The organism is Flavobacterium sp. JLP (assembly GCF_015350755.1).
Lineage (GTDB): Bacteria > Bacteroidota > Bacteroidia > Flavobacteriales > Flavobacteriaceae > Flavobacterium.
The window spans coordinates 205,717-226,702 of record NZ_JADKPS010000008.1 but is presented as its reverse complement, the minus strand read 5'-3'; the positions used below and the strand labels follow the sequence as shown (position 1 = coordinate 226,702).

General features: G+C 33.2%; 16 protein-coding genes. 15 read left to right on the top strand and 1 reads right to left on the bottom strand.

Features of this window, described 5'->3' with window-relative positions:
- Positions 1–93 precede the first annotated feature (93 nt).
- From IRZ83_RS18025 to IRZ83_RS17955, 15 genes are all read left to right on the top strand, one after another.
- A complete protein-coding gene (locus tag IRZ83_RS18025) occupies positions 94–2,385 on the top strand; it encodes an NADP-dependent malic enzyme (RefSeq protein ID WP_194570567.1) in 2,292 nt (763 codons plus the stop codon).
- 66 nt (positions 2,386–2,451) lie between these two features.
- Entirely contained in the window at positions 2,452–3,033 is a 582-nt protein-coding gene (gene ruvA / locus IRZ83_RS18020; protein WP_029273146.1) for a Holliday junction branch migration protein RuvA, read from the top strand.
- 23 nt (positions 3,034–3,056) lie between these two features.
- On the top strand, positions 3,057–10,256 hold the full coding sequence (gene sprA, locus IRZ83_RS18015) for a cell surface protein SprA (RefSeq protein WP_194570566.1): 7,200 nt from the start codon (positions 3,057–3,059) through the stop codon (positions 10,254–10,256).
- 84 nt (positions 10,257–10,340) lie between these two features.
- The gene (gene gcvH, locus IRZ83_RS18010) at positions 10,341–10,721 is read left to right on the top strand and encodes a glycine cleavage system protein GcvH (protein ID WP_029273148.1); all 381 of its coding nucleotides are present in this window, start codon (positions 10,341–10,343) and stop codon (positions 10,719–10,721) included.
- On the top strand, positions 10,714–11,097 hold the full coding sequence (locus tag IRZ83_RS18005) for a VanZ family protein (protein WP_029273149.1): 384 nt from the start codon (positions 10,714–10,716) through the stop codon (positions 11,095–11,097). Before gcvH ends, IRZ83_RS18005 begins: the two co-directional genes overlap by 8 nt.
- A 115-nt stretch (positions 11,098–11,212) precedes the next feature.
- Entirely contained in the window at positions 11,213–11,956 is a 744-nt protein-coding gene (gene deoC, locus IRZ83_RS18000) for a deoxyribose-phosphate aldolase (RefSeq protein WP_194570565.1), read from the top strand.
- Positions 11,957–14,095: an energy transducer TonB gene (locus IRZ83_RS17995; protein ID WP_194570564.1), complete on the top strand. Its 2,139-nt coding sequence runs from the start codon at positions 11,957–11,959 to the stop codon at positions 14,093–14,095.
- Positions 14,096–14,252: 157 nt separating this feature from the next.
- Positions 14,253–15,155: a heme o synthase gene (gene cyoE, locus IRZ83_RS17990; protein ID WP_029273152.1), complete on the top strand. Its 903-nt coding sequence runs from the start codon at positions 14,253–14,255 to the stop codon at positions 15,153–15,155.
- A gap of 2 nt (positions 15,156–15,157) precedes the next feature.
- Positions 15,158–15,745, top strand: coding sequence for a heme-copper oxidase subunit III (locus tag IRZ83_RS17985; protein WP_029273153.1), 588 nt, complete (start codon positions 15,158–15,160; stop codon positions 15,743–15,745).
- Positions 15,746–15,787: 42 nt separating this feature from the next.
- Positions 15,788–16,780 (top strand): cytochrome c oxidase subunit 3, encoded by a 993-nt coding sequence (locus tag IRZ83_RS17980; RefSeq protein ID WP_029273154.1) that lies wholly within the window; start codon positions 15,788–15,790, stop codon positions 16,778–16,780.
- An 18-nt stretch (positions 16,781–16,798) separates the two neighbouring features.
- Positions 16,799–17,149, top strand: coding sequence for a cytochrome C oxidase subunit IV family protein (locus tag IRZ83_RS17975; RefSeq protein ID WP_029273155.1), 351 nt, complete (start codon positions 16,799–16,801; stop codon positions 17,147–17,149).
- Between the two features lie 80 nt (positions 17,150–17,229).
- Positions 17,230–17,871, top strand: coding sequence for a hypothetical protein (locus tag IRZ83_RS17970; protein WP_029273156.1), 642 nt, complete (start codon positions 17,230–17,232; stop codon positions 17,869–17,871).
- An 11-nt stretch (positions 17,872–17,882) separates the two neighbouring features.
- Complete coding sequence (locus IRZ83_RS17965) at positions 17,883–18,572, top strand: SCO family protein (protein WP_029273158.1); 690 nt, start codon at positions 17,883–17,885, stop codon at positions 18,570–18,572.
- 1 nt (position 18,573) lies between these two features.
- Entirely contained in the window at positions 18,574–19,158 is a 585-nt protein-coding gene (locus IRZ83_RS17960; RefSeq protein WP_029273159.1) for a DUF420 domain-containing protein, read from the top strand.
- A complete protein-coding gene (locus IRZ83_RS17955) occupies positions 19,148–19,420 on the top strand; it encodes a hypothetical protein (protein WP_194570563.1) in 273 nt (90 codons plus the stop codon). Before IRZ83_RS17960 ends, IRZ83_RS17955 begins: the two co-directional genes overlap by 11 nt.
- Before the next feature lie 42 nt (positions 19,421–19,462).
- On the opposite strand, the gene IRZ83_RS17950 is transcribed toward IRZ83_RS17955, so the two are convergent.
- Positions 19,463–20,869, bottom strand: coding sequence for a DUF4403 family protein (locus tag IRZ83_RS17950; protein ID WP_029273162.1), 1,407 nt, complete (start codon positions 20,867–20,869; stop codon positions 19,463–19,465).
- Positions 20,870–20,986 lie beyond the last annotated feature (117 nt).

The window sequence follows — 20,986 nt, the reverse complement described above, 5'->3', positions numbered from 1 at the left end:
AAATATTTTATTTTAAGAAAAGAAAGCCATAAAAAGACGCCTTTTTAAACCAAGACTTATATCTTTGTAAGCTAGAATAAAAGCTAAAAAATAATGAACAAAGAGAGTAAAAGAAGAGACGCGTTACTGTACCATTCAGAGCCAACTCCAGGAAAAATTCAGGTAGTTCCAACAAAAAAATATGCAACCCAAAGAGATTTATCTTTGGCTTATTCGCCGGGTGTTGCTGAGCCATGTTTAGAAATTGCAGCAAACGTCGATGACGTTTATAAATATACAGCAAAAGGAAATTTAGTTGCCGTTATATCAAACGGTACAGCTGTTTTAGGACTTGGGGATATTGGCCCAGAAGCTTCTAAACCAGTTATGGAAGGAAAAGGTTTGTTGTTTAAAATTTTCTCTGACATCGATGTTTTTGATATCGAAATCGGAACAAAAGATATAGAAGAATTTATTCAGACCGTAAAAAATATTGCCCCAACTTTTGGAGGAATAAATCTAGAAGATATTAAAGCGCCAGAATCTTTTGAAATTGAAAGAAGACTGGTTGAAGAATTAGATATTCCGGTAATGCACGATGATCAGCATGGTACTGCAATCATTTCATCTGCAGCATTGATTAATGCACTTGAATTAGCAGGAAAAAAAGCTGAAGACGTAAAAATGGTAGTTTCTGGCGCAGGTTCGGCTGCAATAGCTTGTACTGATTTGTATGTTTTATTAGGTGTAAAAGTAGAGAATATTTTAATGTATAACAGTAAAGGACTTTTAACAAAAGATAATCCTTCACTATCAGAATTACAATTAAAATATGCTGTCGATGGTCCTAAAATTGAGTTAGCTGAAGCTGTAAAAGGTGCAGATGTCTTTATCGGACTTTCTTCAGGAGATATTTTGTCGCCTGAAATGTTATTGGGAATGAAAGATAATCCGATTGTTTTTGCAATGGCAAATCCAAATCCGGAAATCGATTATAATTTAGCTACAGAAACTCGTAAAGACGTTATTATGGCTACAGGACGTTCAGATTTTCCTAATCAGGTAAATAACGTTTTAGGTTTTCCTTATATTTTTAGAGGAGCTTTAGATGTTAGAGCAACTAAAATTAACGAAGACATGAAAATGGCAGCTGTAAAAGCTTTAGCTATTTTAGCAAAAGAGCCAGTTCCAGAACAAGTTAACGTAGCTTATGGTGCAACAAAATTAGGTTTCGGAAGAGATTATATTATCCCGAAACCATTTGATCCAAGATTAATTACTGTAGTAGCGCCGGCTGTTGCAAAAGCAGCGATGGAATCTGGAGTTGCTAAAAATCCTATTACTGACTGGGCCGCATATGAAGATGCGCTTCGCGAACGTATGGGTAATGATAACAAAATGGTGCGTTTGATTACAAATCGTGCTAAATTAGATCCTAAACGAATTGTTTTTGCAGAAGCAGACCAATTAAACGTTTTAAAAGCAGCTCAAATTGTTTATGAAGATGGTATCGGTTTTCCAATTCTATTAGGAAATAAAGACGTAATTCTAGAGCTTAAAGCTGAACTAGGTTTTGATGCTGAAATTGAAATCATTGATCCTAAAACTACTGAAGAAGAGGCAAGAAGAAATAGATTTGCTACTTCATATTGGGAAACAAGAGAAAGAAGAGGTGTTTCTTTACTCGACGCTCAAAAATACATGCGTGAAAGAAATTATTTCGCAGCAATGATGGTAAACGAAGGTGAAGCAGATGCTTTGGTAACAGGTCATACAAGAAGTTACCCTACCGTAGTAAAACCAATGTTGCAGTTAATTGATAAAGCACAAGGAGCTTCTCTTGTTGCAACAGCAAATATGATGCTGACTTCAAGAGGACCAATGTTTTTATCGGATACTGCTATAAATATCAATCCATCTTCAGAAGACTTGGTGAATATTGCAATCATGACTGCTAAAACAGCTAAAATGTTTGGAATTGAGCCTGTTATTGCGATGGTTTCATATTCAAATTTCGGATCATCAACACATCAAAATGCTTCAAAAGTAAGAGATGCAGTTGCATATTTGCATAAAAATTATCCTGATATGATTGTTGATGGAGAAATTCAAGCTGACTTTGCATTAAATCCAGAGATGCTTCAAGAAAAATTCCCTTTCTCTAAATTAGCAGGTAAAAAAGTAAATACTTTGGTTTTCCCTAACTTAGAATCAGCAAATATTACATATAAATTATTGAAAGAATTGTACAAGGTAAATTCTATAGGTCCTATCATGATGGGTATGGGTAAACCAGTGCATATTTTCCAATTAGGTGCAAGTGTTGAAGAGATGGTAAATATGGCTGCAATCGCAGTTATTGATGCTCAGGAGAAAGAAAATAAAAAGAATAAATTAGCTAAATAGTCGATATAATAAGGATCGAATAATATTGTCTTATTTTTATTATATTTGATTACTATAAATTATACTATGATAGCACATTTGCAGGGAAAATTAGTTGAAAAGAATCCTACAGAAGTTGTAATTGATTGCGGAGGTGTGGGATATCATGTAAATATATCATTACACACTTTTTCATTACTTCCTAATGCTGACTTTATAAAATTGTATACGCATCTTCTAATTAAAGAAGATGCGCATACTTTATTTGGTTTTGTCGAAAAATCAGAACGCGAAATATTTAGAATGCTGCTTTCAGTTTCGGGTATTGGAGCCAATATCGCGCGTACGATGTTATCTTCAATAGAGCCAAGACAAATTATCAATGCTATTGCCTCTGGAGATGTTGGCGTGATACAATCTATTAAAGGTATTGGAAACAAAACAGCACAGAGAGTTATACTTGATTTGAAGGAAAAAGTGTTAAAGTTATACGATTTAGACGAAGTTTCAGTAGTTCAAAACAATACAAATCGAGATGAAGCGTTATCTGCTTTGGAAGTTTTAGGTTTTGTTCGAAAAACTTCAGAAAAAGTAGTAGAAAAGATTGTAAAAGAGGATCCGGAAGCTACAGTAGAAGCAATCATAAAAAAAGCTTTAAAAAGCTTGTAACTCAACTAACATAAACGAATTGTATGCGTAAAATTTGTATTTTTTTACTGGTTTTATTTTGCGGTAATGTTTTGCGATCGCAAGTAAATCCAGCAGTTCAAGATACAACTAAAACTCAATTTTCTACAGGAAAAGTAGAGTTGAAAGATCCACCAAGCGTACTTTCAGGTTATAAATATGATCCGGTTACAGACCGTTATATTTATACCAATTCAGTTGATGGCTTCAATATCAATTATCCTCTTGTTTTAACTCCCAGAGAGTACGAAGATTTAGTTTTGAAGGAATCTAGAAGAGATTATTTTAGAAAAAAATCTGATGCTATTGACGGTAAAAAGACAGGAAGTGAAGCTGCAAAAAAAGATCTGCTCCCTCGATATTATGTCAATTCAAGCCTTTTTGAAAGTATCTTTGGAAGTAATACTATCGATGTAAAGCCTACAGGATCAGTTGAAATGGATCTAGGTGTTCGTTATACTAAACAAGATAATCCTTCATTCTCACCTCGAAACAGATCAAGCCTTACATTTGACTTTGATCAGCGAATCAGTATGAGTTTAATGGGTAAAGTAGGTACTCGATTAGCGGTAAATGCTAATTATGACACTCAGTCTACATTTGCTTTTCAAAACTTATTCAAACTTGCCTATACGCCTTCAGAAGATGATATTGTTCAAAACGTAGAAGTTGGTAATGTAAGCATGCCTTTAAACAGTACTCTTATTCGTGGAGCACAAAGTTTATTTGGAGTTAAGACAAAACTTCAATTTGGCAAAACTACTGTAACCGGTGTTTTTTCGGAACAAAAATCTCAAACAAAGAGTATAGTTGCAGAAGGTGGCGGAACAGTTCAAAATTTTGATTTGTATGCTTTAGACTATGACAATGACAGACACTTCTTCTTATCTCAGTATTTTAGAAATAAATATGATGCTTCTTTAAAAAACTATCCATTTATTGATAGCCGTGTACAGATAACAAGATTAGAAGTTTGGGTAACCAACAAACAAAACAGAGTTAGCACAACAAGCAATAACTTGCGAAATATTATTGCCCTTCAAGATTTAGGTGAGGGACAGATTACAGGAGTTCCAGATAATGAAGTTGTGGTTATCAGTTCTTCAGCTGGTTTCTTTAATAATGCTCCAGATTCTCCAACAGATAACGATAATAATAAATACAATCCTGCTGCAATTGGACAGGCGGGTTCGTATTTAAATTCGAATATTAGAGAAATTGTAACTGCTAAATCAGGTTTTAATAATACGAATGTAAGTGAAGGAACAGATTATTCAGTTTTAGAAAATGCACGAAAATTAACTTCGAACGAATATACTTTTAATTCACAATTAGGATATATTTCTTTACAGCAGCGTTTGGCAAATGATGAAATTTTAGCCGTTGCTTTTGAATACACTGTTGGAGGTCAGGTTTACCAAGTAGGAGAATTTGGTAGTGATGGAGTTGACGCTACAGTTGTTACGGGAAACAATAATGCAAATCAGGCGATTATTTCTCAGAGTTTGATCTTGAAAATGCTTAAAAGCAATTTGACCAACGTACAAAATCCAGTTTGGAATTTGATGATGAAAAACGTGTATCAAATTCCACAAGCTTATCAAATTAAACAAGACGATTTTAGATTAAATATTCTTTATACAGATCCTTCGCCTATAAATTATATTACGCCAGTTTCAGGAACGACATTTCCGGCCAATCCTACAGCAGATAATAAAGTAGATCAAACTCCATTATTAAATGTATTCAACTTAGACCGATTAAACTACAACAACGATCCACAGACAGGCGGAGATGGTTTCTTTGATTACCTTCCAGGTATAACGGTTGATGTACAAAACGGGCGTATCATTTTTACAACTAAAGAACCTTTTGGGGAATTATTGTTTAAAAAATTACAAAATTCAGGTTCTGGAGAAACGTATAATGATCCAAATACTTATAATGCAAACCAGCAGAAATACGTATTTAGAAACATGTATAGAAATACTCAATCTGGAGCTTTGCAGGACAGTGATAAAAATAAATTTTTATTGAGAGGAAAATACAAATCTTCAGGAAATAATGGTATTCCTATCGGAGCATTTAATGTACCGCAAGGTTCTGTTGTGGTAACTGCGGCAGGTCGGGTTTTAGTTGAAGGAATAGATTACAGTGTCGATTATCAGTTGGGCCGTGTGCAGATTTTAGATCCTTCGCTTCAGGCTTCGAATACGCCAATTGAAGTTTCTTTAGAAAACAATTCTATTTTCGGGCAACAGACTCGAAGATTCATGGGTTTTAATATTGAACATAAAATTTCAGAAAAATTTGTTATTGGCGGTACATATTTAAAAATGACCGAAAGACCTTTTACACAAAAATCAAGTTACGGACAAGAATCTGTAAACAACACGATTTTTGGTTTTAATGGAAATTACGCAACAGAGGTTCCTTTCTTTACGAGATTAGTAAATAAACTTCCGAATATTGATACTGATGTTCCATCAAATCTTTCGGTACGCGGAGAAATTGCATTCTTAAAACCAGATGCGCCAAAAGCAAGCGATTTTGAGGGCGAAGCTACTATTTATGTTGATGATTTCGAAGGCTCACAATCTACAATCGATATGCGATCAGCTTATGCTTGGAGTTTAGCCTCTACACCATTTTTGAATTCAATAAATGACAATACTTTTAATGCCAACTCCAATACTTTAGAGTACGGCTATAAACGTGCAAAATTGGCATGGTATACGATTGATCCAATTTTTTACTCTTCAAAACCTTCCGGTATTTCAAATGATGATCTGTCATTAAATACAACAAGAAGGGTTTACAGTAAAGAACTTTATCCAAATACAGATATTGCTCAAGGCCAAATTCAAGTCATTAATACGCTTGATTTGACTTATTTCCCGGCTGATAGAGGGCCTTATAATAACAATCCAAGTTTTAGTACAAGTCCAGCTACTTCCAATTTTGGAGGAATTATGCGTTCTCTAAACTCTACTAATTTTGAACAAGGAAATGTAGAGTATATTCAGTTTTGGGTACTTGATCCTTACGTTGGAAATGGAGAAGCATCAACGAATAACACAGGTAAAATTTACTTCAATTTAGGTGAGATTTCTGAAGACGTATTAAAAGACGGAAGAAAACAATATGAAAATGGTTTAGGTCCAGATCAGGTATTGGTAAACCCACAACCGCTTTGGGGAGATGTTCCGGCATCTCAATCTTTAATTTATGCATTTGATACCAATACAGACAATCGTAAAAGCCAAGATGTTGGTCTTGACGGTTTGCCAAGCGCAAGAGAGGGTTCTATCTATACCAATTACGCAGGAGAAGCAGATCCAGCAGCTGATGATTATAAGTATTATTTGAATACAGATGGAGGAGTTTTAGACCGCTACAAGCAATATAATGGTGTTGAAGGGAACTCAGCCGTAAGTGTTGATGATCCGAATAGAGGGGCAACAACTTTGCCTGACGTTGAAGATATTAATCGTGACAATACAATGAATACGATTAACGCATATTATGAATATAGTGTTGATGTTAGACCTGGAATGCAGGTTGGACAAAATTATATTACTGATATTCGTGAAGTTAGCAATGTTGAATTGCCAAACGGCGGGACAACAACTGCAAGATGGATTCAGTTTAAAATTCCTGTTTCACAGCCACAAAATACAATCGGGAATATTACTGATTTTAGATCAATCCGTTTCATGCGTATGTTTATGACTGGTTTTAATGATCAAATGACGGTTCGTTTTGGAGCTTTAGATTTAGTAAGAGGAGAATGGAGAAGATATACAGGTACTCTTGATGCTAATGATACAAATCCAGATGATGACGGAGTTGAATTTGATGTTGCTGCAGTTAATATTCAAGAAAACAGTACAAAATGCCCGGTAAATTATGTGATTCCTCCTGGAGTGCAGCGAGAGCAATTGTACAATAATAATACAATTATCAATCAAAATGAGCAATCTTTAGCAGTTCGCGTTGGAGGAGCTGGATTGCAGTACCAAGATTCTAGAGCAGTATTTAAAAATGTAAGTGTTGATATGCGTCAATACAAGAAACTTAAAATGTTTTTGCACGCAGAATCTCTTCCAAACGAAAGCACTTTGTTAGATGATGAAATGGTTGGTTTTATTCGTTTTGGTAATGACTTCACACAAAACTATTATCAAGTCGAAATTCCGTTAAAAGTTACCGGTGCCGGCGGATCTTGTACTATAAGTCCTGATCAGGTTTGGCTGGATGATAATAATATCGATTTGGCACTTGAGTTATTGACCAAAATGAAAATTAAGGCAATGAGTATTGACATCAATTCAGATAAGCGAGATATTAATGGCGTATATTATCCTGATGACGATTTAAGTTTAAATGGTGGAGACGGTGACAGTAAATTAAGATTAGGTATAAAAGGAAATCCAAATTTTGGTTTGGTTCGAAATTTAATGGTCGGAGTAAAGAGCAGGGCAGATCATAAAGATATTAAAGGAGAAGTTTGGTTTAACGAGCTTCGTATGTCTGATTTAGATAATAAAGGCGGAATGGCGGCATTATTAAATGTTGATACCAATATGGCCGATTTTGCAACTGTTTCTGCAACGGGTAAAAAAAGTACAATTGGTTTTGGATCTTTAGAACAAGGAGCAAACGAAAGAGACCGTGAAGATATTCAGCAATATAATATTGTAACGAATTTAAATTTAGGAAAATTATTGCCACGCAAATGGGGAATTAATTTGCCATTTAATTATGCAATTGGTGAAGAGGTAATTACACCAGAATACGATCCTTTTAATCAAGATATAAAATTAGATCAGTTGCTTAGAGAAACCACTGATGAAGCGGAAAAAGATAATATCAGGACTCGTGCTGTAGATTATACAAAACGTACAAGTGTTAATCTTATAGGAGTTAGAAAAGATAGAGCACCAGAACAAAAACCACACGTTTATGATGTCGAAAACTTTACATTCTCGCAGTCCTACAACCAAGTAGATCGTCATGATTATGAAGTAGAGGATTATCAGGATCAGCAGTCGAATTCGGCTGTGAATTATGCATACACTTTTCAGCCTAAAGAAGTTGTTCCTTTCAAACAGACCAAATTCATGAAGAAAAGTGATTATTGGAAGCTGTTAAGTGATTTTAATTTTAATTATTTGCCTTCTAATATTACTTTTAATACTAATATTTTAAGACAAAGCAACCGCCAGCAATACAGACAAGTTGAGGTTGAGGGAATTGGTCTTGATCCTCTTTACAGAAGAAATTTTGCGTTTAATTATCAATACGGATTTGGTTATAATTTGACAAAATCTGTAAAAATAAATTATACTGCAGCATCAAATAATATTGTAAAAAATTATTTGAATGAAGATAATACGCCTAAAGAAGATTTTAATATTTGGGATAATTATTTTGACATAGGAACACCAAATCAGCACTTGCAGCAGTTTATTGTGAATTGGGATCTGCCAATCAATAAAATTCCAGTTTTAAGTTTTGTAAAAGCGAGTTATTCGTATACGGCAGATTACAGCTGGCAAAGATCTTCGACTGCGTTATCTGAATTTGTTGATGAGGACGGGACTTCATATAATTTAGGAAATACGATTCAAAACGCAAATTCAAATACCTTGACAACAACATTTAATATGAATATGTTGTACAAATATTTAGGTTTGACTCCAGGCGCTAAAGCAGCAAAAGCAAAACCAGCAGCACCTCCGAAACCAGGTGAGAAAATTGTTAATACAGCCAAACCGGTTGCCAGCAGTAGTCCTTTTTATGATAGTATGATTGGAATTTTGACAAGTGTGAAAAATATTCAGGTTAATTATACTAAAAATAGCGGAACTGTTTTACCAGGTTATACACCAAGCGTTGGTTTCTTAGGAACTTCAAAACCATCATTAGGATTTGTTTTTGGAAGTCAAGATGATGTTCGTTACGAAGCAGCAAAAAATGGCTGGTTAACGAATTATGATAATTTCAATCAAAATTTTACTCAGGTAACCAATAAGCTTTTAAAAGTAACAGCTAATATAGACTTATTGCCAGATTTAAAAATTGATTTAACAATGGATCGCGCGTATTCTGAAAATTCATCTGAGCAATATAGTGTTGTTAATGGAGAATATATGCCTTTGTCACCTTATACTTATGGAATGTTTTCTATTTCAACAGTATTGATAAAAACTTCTTTTGCAACTAGTAATGAAACACAATCTGCCGCTTTTGACGATTTTAGAAATAATCGTTTAGTTATTGCAAATCGTTTGGCTGAGGAACGTTATGGCTCAGGCAGTGTGATTCCGAGATATGGGGATGCCAATAATCCTATTCCTGCAGAAACAGATGCTAATTATGCTTTGTATACTGCCAATCAAGGATATCCTATTGGTTTTACAAAAAGCAATCAGGCGGTTTTATTGCCATCATTTTTGGCAGCATATTCTGGAGGAAATGCATCAAGCAGTTCAACAGATATTTTTAGAAGTTTCCCAATTCCAAACTGGAGTATAAAATACAACGGTTTGATGCGCTACAAATATTTTAAAGATAAGTTTAAACGTTTTTCATTACAGCATAATTACAGAGCATCTTATACTATAAATCAGTTTAGGTCAAATTTTGATTATAATGAAAACCCAGGCGGACAAGATATAAATACCAATTTTTACAACAAAACAATTATGTCTAATGTCAATTTGGTTGAGCAGTTTAGCCCGCTTATCCGAGTAGATTTTGAGTTGAAGAGTTCATTGCGTCTGCTTACTGAAATCAAAAAAGACAGAGCATTATCAATGAGTTTTGATAATAATTTGTTGACAGAAGTTAAGGGAATTGAATATGTTGTTGGTATGGGATATCGTTTTAAAGATGTTATTTTCTCTTCTAGATTAGCAGATAATCCAACAGGAATTATCAAAAGTGACATCAATATAAAAGCTGATTTTTCTTTTAGAAATAATGAAACATTAGTGCGCTATTTAGATTATGACAACAATCAATTGGCAGCAGGTCAAAATATTTGGTCATTAAAACTGACAGCAGATTATGCATTCAGCAAAAACTTGACTGCTATATTCTATTACGATCATTCATTTTCAAAAGCAGTAATTTCAACGTCGTTTCCGTTAACAAATATTAGATCAGGATTCACGCTTCGATATAATTTTGGAAATTAATTTTTAGTTTCTAAACTAGATTTCATTAGAAGATTGTTACATTTGTGGCTTAAAAATTCAATTATCAATTTCAAACATACTATTATGAGCATACCAGCAAATTTAAAGTACACAAAAGATCACGAATGGGTTAGCATCGAAGGAGATGTTGCAACTGTAGGAATTACTCATTTTGCACAAAAAGAATTAGGAGATATCGTGTATGTTGAAGTAGAAACTTTAGATCAAACACTTGATAAAGATGAGGTTTTTGGAACCGTTGAAGCTGTAAAAACTGTTTCGGATTTATTTTTGCCTTTAACAGGAGAAATTATTGCTTTTAATGAAAGCCTAGAAAGTGCTCCAGAAACAGTAAACTCTGATCCTTACGGAGCTGGATGGATGATTAAAATAAAAATTGCTGATGCATCAGAAATAGATACTTTACTATCTGACGAAGCTTATAAAGAACTTATTGGTGCCTAAACAACTGCTGTTAATTTGGGCAATTTTATGCTCAGGTATAATCACTTATTTTTGTTTGACAGATGCAAGTAATATTCCTGCCGTAAATTTCCCAAGTATAGATAAAATTGTACATTTTTGTTTTCATTTTGGATTTACAATTTCTTGGATTTTGTTCTTCAAAAAGGAGCTTAAAGGAAAAGCACCGGATGATTTTAAAGCCTATTTTATTTCGTTTATATTTTCTGTTTTTTTCGGAATTACAATCGAAATACTGCAAGGTGTTTTTACAATCACGAGAGCAGCTGATGTGACTGATGTTTTAGCAAATGCACTTGGAGCTTTAATTGGTGTTTTTACAGCAATAGCTTTTAAAAAGCAAATTGACAAAATATAAGAATATAATTACCCACTTCGGTGGGTTTTTTATTGGAATAAAATGAAGCTTTGCAAAGAGCACTTTTTTTCAATTTAAAATGTATTTTTGTGCCATTCAATGTAATAGTATAATCATGAATGTTAAGCAATATTTAGATTCGACTTATTTAAAAACTGCCTCTCAAGCTGGACTTTCAGAGGAAGAAAATAATATTGTGGTTAAAAATACTATTGCCGAAGCAATTATAGAAGGTTTTAAGCTAATTATGATTCGCCCAGAAAAGGTGAGTTTGGCTAAAGAAATGATTTTAAAAGCCAATTCGACTTTGCTTGTTGGTACAGTTATAGATTTTCCAGAAGGGAACTCAGATTTGGAAACTAAGATAAAAGAAGCAAATGAGGCTATTGAAAATGGAGCTGATGACTTGGATTTTGTTTGTAACTATGAAGCCTTCAAAAATGGTGACATTGCTTTAGTAAAAAAAGAAATCTTAATTGGAACTCAAATAGGATTAGCCAATAACAAAACAGTAAAATGGATTATAGAAGTTGCGGCTTTAACGGATAAAGAAATTATTCAGCTTTCGGCTTTGATAAAAAATGTTGTTATTACAAATTTTAAGGAAGAAGATTATGCTTTGGTTTTTGTAAAATCATCAACAGGTTTTTTTAAAACTGAAAATGATTTGCCAAACGGAGCAACAATTCCAGCAATTATTATGATGTTAGAAAATGCATCTCCTTTGCCAGTTAAAGCAGCGGGCGGTGTACGTTCATATGATGATGCAATAGAAATGATTCGTTTAGGAGTTAAACGTATCGGAACTTCAGCAGCAAAATTAATTGCTAATGGACAGAACACTACAAATCAATATTAAATGAAAACCAAAATCTGCTTAAATAAAAGTGCTTTATCTTTTGTTTTGATATTCGCCTCTTTATCCGCCTTTTGCCAAGAAAATAATTCCTCTGTTAAACCTGGATTTACAACGGAGCAATTTCCTGTTTTTCCTAATTGTGAAAATTTAGAATCTAAAAAACTCGAAAATTGTTTTTATAAAGAAGTGCAGGATTTTGTGTTCCAAAATTTTGAAGTTCCAGAAAATTTAAAACAAACTAATTATAAAGGCGAGGTAAAAGTGCTTTTTGAAGTTGATGCAGAAGGTGTTTTTAAAGTGATTTATATAAATGCAGCAAATGATGAATTATCTGAAGAAGCAAAACGTGTTTTTGGTAAATTTCCTAAAATAAAACCTTCAACTTATAACGGTAAACCTACTTATTCGAAATATACAATTTCGATTGATTTGCCATTAAAAAGCGCAGATCAAATTGCTTCTGAAGCTTTAGCTGCAGCTGAAATTTTGCGTCCAGTAGAAAAGCCAATGACAGAATTAGATAGTATTGTGTATAAAAAGTACAATAATCCTGAATTTGAAAGTCATTTGAATATTCCATTTTCTCATAGCTATTATGCACAATTTGATAGCGCAATGAACCAAGTTGGAGCTAATAATCACACGGCTTCAAAACCGTATACTTATACTGAGGTTTCTAAATATTATAATTTGAAAGCAGTAAATGAATCGCTTCAAAAAAACGTTTCGACTTGGTTGGGAAGAAAATGGTGGAATGAAAATCTGGTTCAGATTCAAGGTGAGGATTATTGGCTGGCACTAAATCCTATTGTAGATCTGCAAATGGGCAAAGCTTCTGATCTTGATGCTTCATATACTTATGTAAATACCCGTGCGTTGAATTTTAGAGGAGGTTTAGGAAAACAAATAAATTTTACAACAACCATTTTTGAAAGTCAGGGAAGATTTGCAGGTTACTATAATGATTATGCTGAAACGCTAAAGCCTTCAGGAGGAAATCCTGCCATAATTCCTGGAATTGGAATTGCTAAGCGATTCAAAACAGATTCTTATGACTTTCCTTTAGCAGAAGCAAATATTACCTACGCACCAAGTAAAATCTTTGATCTGCAGCTGGGGTATGGCAGGAATTTTATTGGAGATGGATATCGTTCATTGCTAGAAAGTGATGGAGCAAGCCCGTATCCGTATTTTAAAATTAATACTACTTTCTGGAAAATCAAATATACAAATACTTATATGTGGCTTAAAGATGTTCGTCCTGATGTTACGGTTGATAAAACATACGCGACAAAATTCATGGCCAATCATTATTTAAGCTGGAATGTTTCGAATAAACTTAATTTAGGTTTCTTCGAATCAGTTGTTTGGACAGATACAAACAATAGAGGTTTTGATATCAATTTTGTAAACCCGATTATTTTTTACCGTTCGGTAGAATTTGCATCGTCGTCTAGAAGTGGAAATGCTCTTCTTGGATTCACATCAAAATATAAATGGAATAATAATGTTAATTTATATGCTCAATTTTTATTAGATGAATTTTCATTGGGAGATATAAAAGAAGGAAATAATAGCTGGAGAAATAAATATGGATATCAATTAGGGGCTAAATACTTCAATGCTTTTAAAGTAAAAGATTTATTGCTCCAGTTAGAATACAATCATGTCCGTCCGTACGTGTACTCACATAGCGCTGTTATTACAAATTACGGTCACAATAATCAAAGTATAGGGCACCAATGGGGTGGAAATTTTGAGGAATTTGTTGCGATTGGGCGTTATCACAAAGGGCGTTATTTTGGAGATGCAAAATTCACAGTCGGCAAGCGAGGTTTAGATTTTGATACAGCAGAAGATAGTTATAATTACGGTGGGAATATTTATAAGAGTTATGATGAAAATCGTCCGTATGATTCAGGTGTAAAAATAGGGCAGGGTAATAAAACAAATGTTTTTATTGCTGATATCCAAGGAGGATATTTAATAAACCCAATGACAAACCTGAAATTGTTTGGAAGTTTTATCTATAGAAACTTTGATCCCACAAAAGATACAGCTACAACTTTTAAACAAAACACAACTTGGTTTACTATCGGATTGCGTTCTGATATCTTTAATTGGTATTTTGATTACTAGTATTTTTAATAAGATTTTTCGAAATAATTGTGTTAAAGATTTGCAAGTCCTTATTTTGTAAAGGTTTTATTGAAAAAATCTAAATTTATAGTTCTAGATTCTACAATCTAATTTGTACATTTGCACCACTCAAAAAAATATACAAACAATAAAAGGTTTGAACGCTACTAAAAATACAATTTCACTTAAATCAATATTTCTAGATTTCAAAGAGATCACTAAGGCAGGTTTAGCTATTAGTGTTTTGTTTTCCTCTATTGCGGGATATTTATTAGGTGTAAATAATGAACATCCTTTTAAATGGAGTGTTTTGGTGGTTTTGTCTATCGGTGGATATTGCATGGTTGGAGCTTCAAATGCATTCAATCAGGTAATAGAAAAAGACATCGATTCTTTGATGGACAGAACTAAAAACCGCCCTGTTCCGTCAGGACGTATGTCTCCAAAAATGGCTTTGTTTGTGGCAAGTTTACTGACTATTATTGGAATTAGTTTGCTTTATACGATCAATGCAAAGTCGGCAATGTTTGCCGCTATTTCAATATTTTTATATACAAGTATTTATACACCTTTAAAAACAGTAACTTCGTTGTCTGTTTTTGTTGGCGCTTTTCCCGGTGCAATTCCATTTATGTTAGGATGGGTTGCGGCGACAGGTGAATTTGGTATTGAAGCTGGAACGTTATTTTTAATTCAGTTTTTCTGGCAATTCCCTCATTTTTGGGCAATTGGCTGGTTTTTATATGAAGATTATGAAAAAGCAGGAATCTTTATGCTTCCAACAGGAAAAAAAGATAAAGGGACTGCTCTGCAGATTATTTTATATACAATTTGGCTTATTATAGCATCGTTATTACCTGTTCTAGGCTATACAGGACAATTGTTTATCTCGCCAATTGCGGCGGTTTTAGTGTTCTTATTAGGATTGTGGATGCTGTTTTACGCAGTAAAATTGTATCAATTGCGTACTGCAAAATCAGCAAGGACGTTAATGTTGGTTAGCGTTTCGTATATTTCGTTGCTGCAGATAGTATTTATAGTAGATAAATTTTTAAGATAGTTATGGAAATGACAATGACAACAGGCGAAGAACAAGTAAGAAAATCAAAGTCAGCAAAACTGATTTTGTTATTCGCAATGGTAAGTATGACCATGATGTTTGCCGGACTTACAAGTGCATTTGTAGTAAGTAAATCAAGAGCTGATTGGTTGAAGAATTTTGAATTGCCAACAGCATTTTATTACAGTACAGCTGTTATTATAGGTTGCAGTATTACTTTTTATTTAGCAAAAAAAGCGATTCAAAAAGACAATAGAAGCGCTACGACAGCTTTGCTTTTAGGTACATTAGCTTTAGGAATTTTGTTTGTAGTTTTACAATTTGTTGGTTTTGGACAAATTGTAGACAGCGGTTATTATTTTACAGGACAAGGTAGCTCAATTACTACAACTTTTCTGTATGTTGTGACGGTAACGCACTTATTACACTTGGCTGGCGGGCTAATTTCACTTTTAATTATAATTTATAATCATTTTAAACAAAAATACAATTCGACTCAAACTCTTGGTATAGAACTAGGTGCGATGTATTGGCACTTTTTGGATTTATTATGGGTATATTTATTTTTATTTTTATATTTCTTTAAATAAGAAAAAAACGTAAATTTGGGAACTTTTTAACGAATATCTTTTATGGAAGCGACAGTTACTACTGCAAATAACGACGAAAAAACTTGGGGAGGCGGAGATATCCAGCCATTAGGAGCAAGTTATGGTAAAATGATGATGTGGTTTTTTATCGTATCAGATGCCTTGACATTCTCTGGATTCCTTGCTGCTTATGGTTTTTCTAGATTTAAATTTATTGAAACTTGGCCTTTGGCTGACGAAGTGTTTACTCACTTCCCATTTATGCATGGCGTTTCGGCTCCAATGTATTATGTAGCCTTGATGACTTTTATTTTGATTTTCTCATCTGTAACAATGGTTTTGGCTGTTGATGCAGGTCATCACTTGAAAAAAACAAAGGTTGCTATTTACATGTTCTTAACTATTATTGGAGGTCTTATTTTCGTAGGCTCTCAAGCTTGGGAATGGAAAAACTTCATAAAAGGAGAATATGGTGCAGTTGAAACAGTAGGAGGAAGTTTATTGCAGTTTGTTGATAAGGACGGTAAAAGAGTAGCTCTTGAAGATTTTGCTGTAAAATTGCCTGAACAACCTGAAGCGCTTACTAGAGCTAAAGGGAAATGGTTTATGGAAAGTGCTGAATCAGTATCTACATATTCGGTTGCTGAAGTTCAAGCAGGTTTTAAAGCACATCCTGAATTGTTGATAAGAACAGAACAGATTGTTGTTGAAAACGGAAAAAAGAGCAAAAAACTTTTGAGCAGAGCAGAATCTGAATCTCGTTTGAGTTCTGCAAAATATGTAGTAGAAGGTGCAAACCTTACAAGAAACGAATACGGAAGTAAATTGTTTGCTGATTTCTTCTTCTTCATTACTGGATTCCACGGATTCCACGTATTTTCTGGAGTTATCATTAATATCATTATTTTCTTTAATGTATTATTAGGTACTTATGAGAAAAGAAGAAGCTATGAAATGGTAGAGAAAGTTGGTTTATACTGGCACTTTGTCGATCTAGTTTGGGTATTTGTATTTACAGTTTTCTACTTAGTTTAATTTTAGATTTTAATTATTATGTCACACGAACACGTATCAAATACAAAAAGAATCTGGTTTGTTTTTGCATTACTATCAGTAGTAACTACAGTAGAAGTTATTCTAGGTATTTTGAAGCCTGGATTTTTAGAGGGTAATCATTTTGTAGGTTTGAATTTGTTGAACTGGATTTTTTATATCCTAACAATTTTCAAAGCTTATTATATAGTATGGGCATTCATGCACATGGAAGGTGAAAAAAGCAGTCTTAGATGGTCTGTTGTTTCACCAGTTATTTTCCTAGTTTTATATTTATTGTTTATTCTGTTGACAGAAGGACATTATATTTATGGGGTTTTTAAAGATTCTACCATTAAGTGGAATTTTTAACATGATATTAATTCGAAAAGAGTCCCGATAACTATCGGGATTTTTTTATTTTTGTACCTCAATAACTTCCCGCATAAACAATGAAAAAAAATATAGTTCTCTTTGTACTTTTTGTCCTGCCAATTGTAGCGTATTTGTTTTTTGCTTCTGGAGTAAATAGTTTTACTAAACTTCCAACGATCACCCCTAAAATTGCCGATTTAGGTAATTGGAAATCTCTTAAAGGCGAAAAAGTAACTTTAACTGATAAAATTACAATTCTTGGTTTTTCTGGTTCTGAAATTTTAAAAAACAGAGGTAATTTTTTTAATCTAAACGAAAAGATTTATCAGCGTTATAACGGTTTTAAAGATTTACAGTTTGTAGTTATCTGTCCGTTAGGAACAGAGAATGATGCAAAAAAAATTGAAGAATCGCTAGGTGCTTTTACAGATGTTTCTGGCTGGCATTTTGTTTTTGCTTCTCCAGATGAAATCAAAACATTTTATAATCAATTGCACTTGAAAGGAAAACTGGATGAAAATCTAGGAACATCAAATGTTTATATTGTAGATAAAGAAAGAAATTTAAGAGGAAGAAAAGATAAAGACGAATACAAGGAAGGGTATGACACTTTTCATCCGTCAGAGTTGAGCAACGACATGTTAGATGATTTTAAAATTATTTTATACGAATATCGTGCAGCTCTTAAAAAGAATCACAACGCAACAAAAGAACTTTAATCTTTATAGATATGTTTAAAAATAAATCTTATATCGGAATTTCGTTTATTGTTTTAATCTTCGGAATTTATGCTGTGCCTAAAATTGTAGACAGAATAAAAAATGGTGAAGTCGTTAAAGGAAATCGTTTGGATAATGTAGGTTTGAAAACGACAAAGTCAGATGCAAAATTATTGACCATTGGGCCAGCACCTAAATTCGAATTAACAAATCAGGATAATGCTAAAATTTCTAATCAAACTTATAAAGGGAAAGTTTATGTTTTAGAATTTTTCTTTACAACTTGTCCTTCAATTTGTCCCAAGATGAATTTGAGTATGTTGGAAATCGAAAAAACTTTTTTTGGTAATCCTAATTTCGGAATTGTATCTATTACCATTGATCCAGCTCATGATACATCTAAAGTTTTAAAAGATCACGCTAAATTGCTTGGTGTAAAATCTTCGAATTGGAATTTCTTAACGGGAGATAAAGCCACGATTATGGATTTATCAAACAAAGGATTCAATTTATATGCAGGTGAAAATTCAAAAGTAAATGGAGGTTTTGAGCATTCAGGCCTATTTGCATTGATTGATAAAGATGGAAATATTCGTTGTAGAAAAGATGATTTTGGAAACCCTATTTTATACTATGATGGCTTAGATAAAAAAGGCGTTAGAGATATTCAGGAAGATATTAAAATATTATTAGAAGAATAAAATGGAAGATAATTCATTAGAAAAAAAATTCAGCAAGTTTATTATAGCTGTTTCAATTGTAATTCCGCTAGTTGTAGCAATCTTGTTTGGAGTTAAATTAAAAGATTTTGGAATTAATGTTGAGCCTCTTTCATTTCTGCCTCCAATTTACGCTACAATAAATGGAATTTGTGCTATCGTTTTGGTTTGGGCAGTAATAGCTATTAAAAATGGAAAACGTAAACTGCATGAGCGTTTAATGACTTCAGCAATTGCATTAGGAGTTGCTTTTTTAGTTATGTATGTTGCTTATCATATGACAGCTGATTCTACTAAATTTGGAGATTTAAATCACGATGGAATCCTTGATTTAGCTGAAACGGCTAAGATTGGCGCAATACGTTACATTTATTTCTTTATTTTAATAACGCACATTTTATTGTCTATCGCAATTATACCTTTAGTATTAATTACTTATGTAAGAGCGCTTGCAGAAAGATTTGACAGGCATAGAAAAATAGCTAAAATAACTTTTCCGCTTTGGCTTTACGTTGCGGTTACAGGTGTTGTAGTTTACTTAATGATTTCTCCTTATTATGTACATTAAAAGTAAAATAACAAATTTTAAAATAACAAATTCTAAACTTAAAAAATTGTTTTTCGGAATTTGTGTTTTCCTAATGGGAATTTCCTCGCATGCCCAATGCGCAATGTGCCGCGCGGCGCTTGCAGGTGATTCGAATGTTAAAAAAGCCGAAGCAGTAAATAATGGTATTGTGTATTTAATGGTAATTCCATATTTGCTTGTTGCTATAATTGGTGTTCTTATTTACAGAATGTACCAATCTAAAAAGAAAAAAGCAGTATAATTTTTATACTGCTTTTTTTATTTGTTTTTATTATTTCGTCAACTATTTCAATCCGTCAACAGAAACATTTACTGTTCCGTTTATTTTTATAAAAGCAATAATAGCCTGATTGGTTAATTGAATTTTATCAAACTGAATATCTTCCATTTTGCCATTTACAAATACGCCTGGCATCGGCGAATAATTTTTTAGATAAGAAGCCATGCTCTTTTTGCCTTCTTCTAAATTAGGCTGTATCGAATAACGACAGCTTGCTTCCATCTTTTTTAATATATAGCCTTGGCCCAGCCAGCTCGCCGTTCTCATTAATTTGCTTTTGGTGTCTAAAACATAATCGAGTTTGTCAAAATAAATTTCTTTAGTTTGAGGATTATACTGTGGAAATCCGTTTAAGTAAAGTGTTCCGTTTATAGAACCTAAAACATCAAGTGCAATTACCATTTTGCCATCTTTATGCCAAATCGTAACATTTTTCACAGTTACTTTTTTGCTTCCTGACCCAAATTCCTGGCCAGCAAAATTTTTAGTCATAATTTTAGAAGCATCAATATAAGTTGAAATAGCCGCAATATTAGCTGAAATTTGATTCGGAATTTTAGCAACAGGTTTTAAAACAATTTTACTGGAGCTGAATTTTGATTCGGGCTGTTTTCCAACGATGGTTTCCATGTTGCACTTCATGCCCATATCTAATAGAAACAAATCATTTTTAAGTTTTGCGTTAGTTGAGTAAACCTCAATAGGAACAATTCGCAGCCAGCTTTCGTAAGTGTCACTCATCTGAAAAGGTGTGCAGATTTTTTCTAAAGCAGATAAAACATTTGGTTTAAAATCCATAGATTTTTCAATAGCTTGATCTATACTTTTTTCAATTTTAGATTTAAAAATAGAAATCGCGGGATTTACTAAATAGGTTATGGGTAAACTTTTTCCAAAAACAAGCATTGTTGGACTTTCATTCCAATCTAGTGATTTGAATTCGGTTTTGGTATTCAGTTTCCAGTTCGTCAGTGCAACTTCACTCGATAAAGTAATTACGCCATTCAAATTGAATTCGCGTGTATCGTAAAGTTCAACCCCTAGCTTTTTAGTCCCAATTCTATACTTGACAGTTGCTTTTAGAGGCAAAATTGTTTTTATCTTTTTATCGGGATTTGCTGGATCATTTTGAATTTTTATAGGAGCCTGTTTCCAGATTTTCATTTCGATGTCATCATCTTCAATATTGTTATCCTCATAAATTAATCCATTTAAAAGTGAATTGGTTTGATTTTCAATATCACTCAATTTTACTGTTATAGGCAAATTGATAAAAGATGGATTTGCATCATAAACCAAAGGACTTGCATCGTCTGGTTCTGGTTTTAAGGTTTCTAATTTTTGAGATGTTGAACAGCTGGAAAGTACTGTAAGTACTGCAAATAAAGAGAGAATTGAAAAAAACTTCATCATTAAGATTTTTTTAAGTAAAGCAAAATTAAGAAAACAATTATATTATTGTAAAAAAGTGTAACATTTCACAACGAATTGAGTCTTATTCAAATAGCAAAACGAAATTATTAACGT

What these genes read in the sequence shown, in the direction of transcription:
- IRZ83_RS18025 (WP_194570567.1), top strand. Translation starts at nt 94, where the DNA reads ATGAACAAAGAGAGTAAAAGAAGAGACGCGTTACTGTACCATTCAGAG.
- ruvA (WP_029273146.1), top strand. Translation starts at nt 2,452, where the DNA reads ATGATAGCACATTTGCAGGGAAAATTAGTTGAAAAGAATCCTACAGAA.
- sprA (WP_194570566.1), top strand. Translation starts at nt 3,057, where the DNA reads ATGCGTAAAATTTGTATTTTTTTACTGGTTTTATTTTGCGGTAATGTT.
- gcvH (WP_029273148.1), top strand. Translation starts at nt 10,341, where the DNA reads ATGAGCATACCAGCAAATTTAAAGTACACAAAAGATCACGAATGGGTT.
- deoC (WP_194570565.1), top strand. Translation starts at nt 11,213, where the DNA reads ATGAATGTTAAGCAATATTTAGATTCGACTTATTTAAAAACTGCCTCT.
- IRZ83_RS17995 (WP_194570564.1), top strand. Translation starts at nt 11,957, where the DNA reads ATGAAAACCAAAATCTGCTTAAATAAAAGTGCTTTATCTTTTGTTTTG.
- IRZ83_RS17985 (WP_029273153.1), top strand. Translation starts at nt 15,158, where the DNA reads ATGGAAATGACAATGACAACAGGCGAAGAACAAGTAAGAAAATCAAAG.
- IRZ83_RS17980 (WP_029273154.1), top strand. Translation starts at nt 15,788, where the DNA reads ATGGAAGCGACAGTTACTACTGCAAATAACGACGAAAAAACTTGGGGA.
- IRZ83_RS17975 (WP_029273155.1), top strand. Translation starts at nt 16,799, where the DNA reads ATGTCACACGAACACGTATCAAATACAAAAAGAATCTGGTTTGTTTTT.
- IRZ83_RS17970 (WP_029273156.1), top strand. Translation starts at nt 17,230, where the DNA reads ATGAAAAAAAATATAGTTCTCTTTGTACTTTTTGTCCTGCCAATTGTA.
- IRZ83_RS17965 (WP_029273158.1), top strand. Translation starts at nt 17,883, where the DNA reads ATGTTTAAAAATAAATCTTATATCGGAATTTCGTTTATTGTTTTAATC.
- IRZ83_RS17960 (WP_029273159.1), top strand. Translation starts at nt 18,574, where the DNA reads ATGGAAGATAATTCATTAGAAAAAAAATTCAGCAAGTTTATTATAGCT.
- IRZ83_RS17955 (WP_194570563.1), top strand. Translation starts at nt 19,148, where the DNA reads ATGTACATTAAAAGTAAAATAACAAATTTTAAAATAACAAATTCTAAA.
- IRZ83_RS17950 (WP_029273162.1), bottom strand. Translation starts at nt 20,869, where the DNA reads ATGAAGTTTTTTTCAATTCTCTCTTTATTTGCAGTACTTACAGTACTT.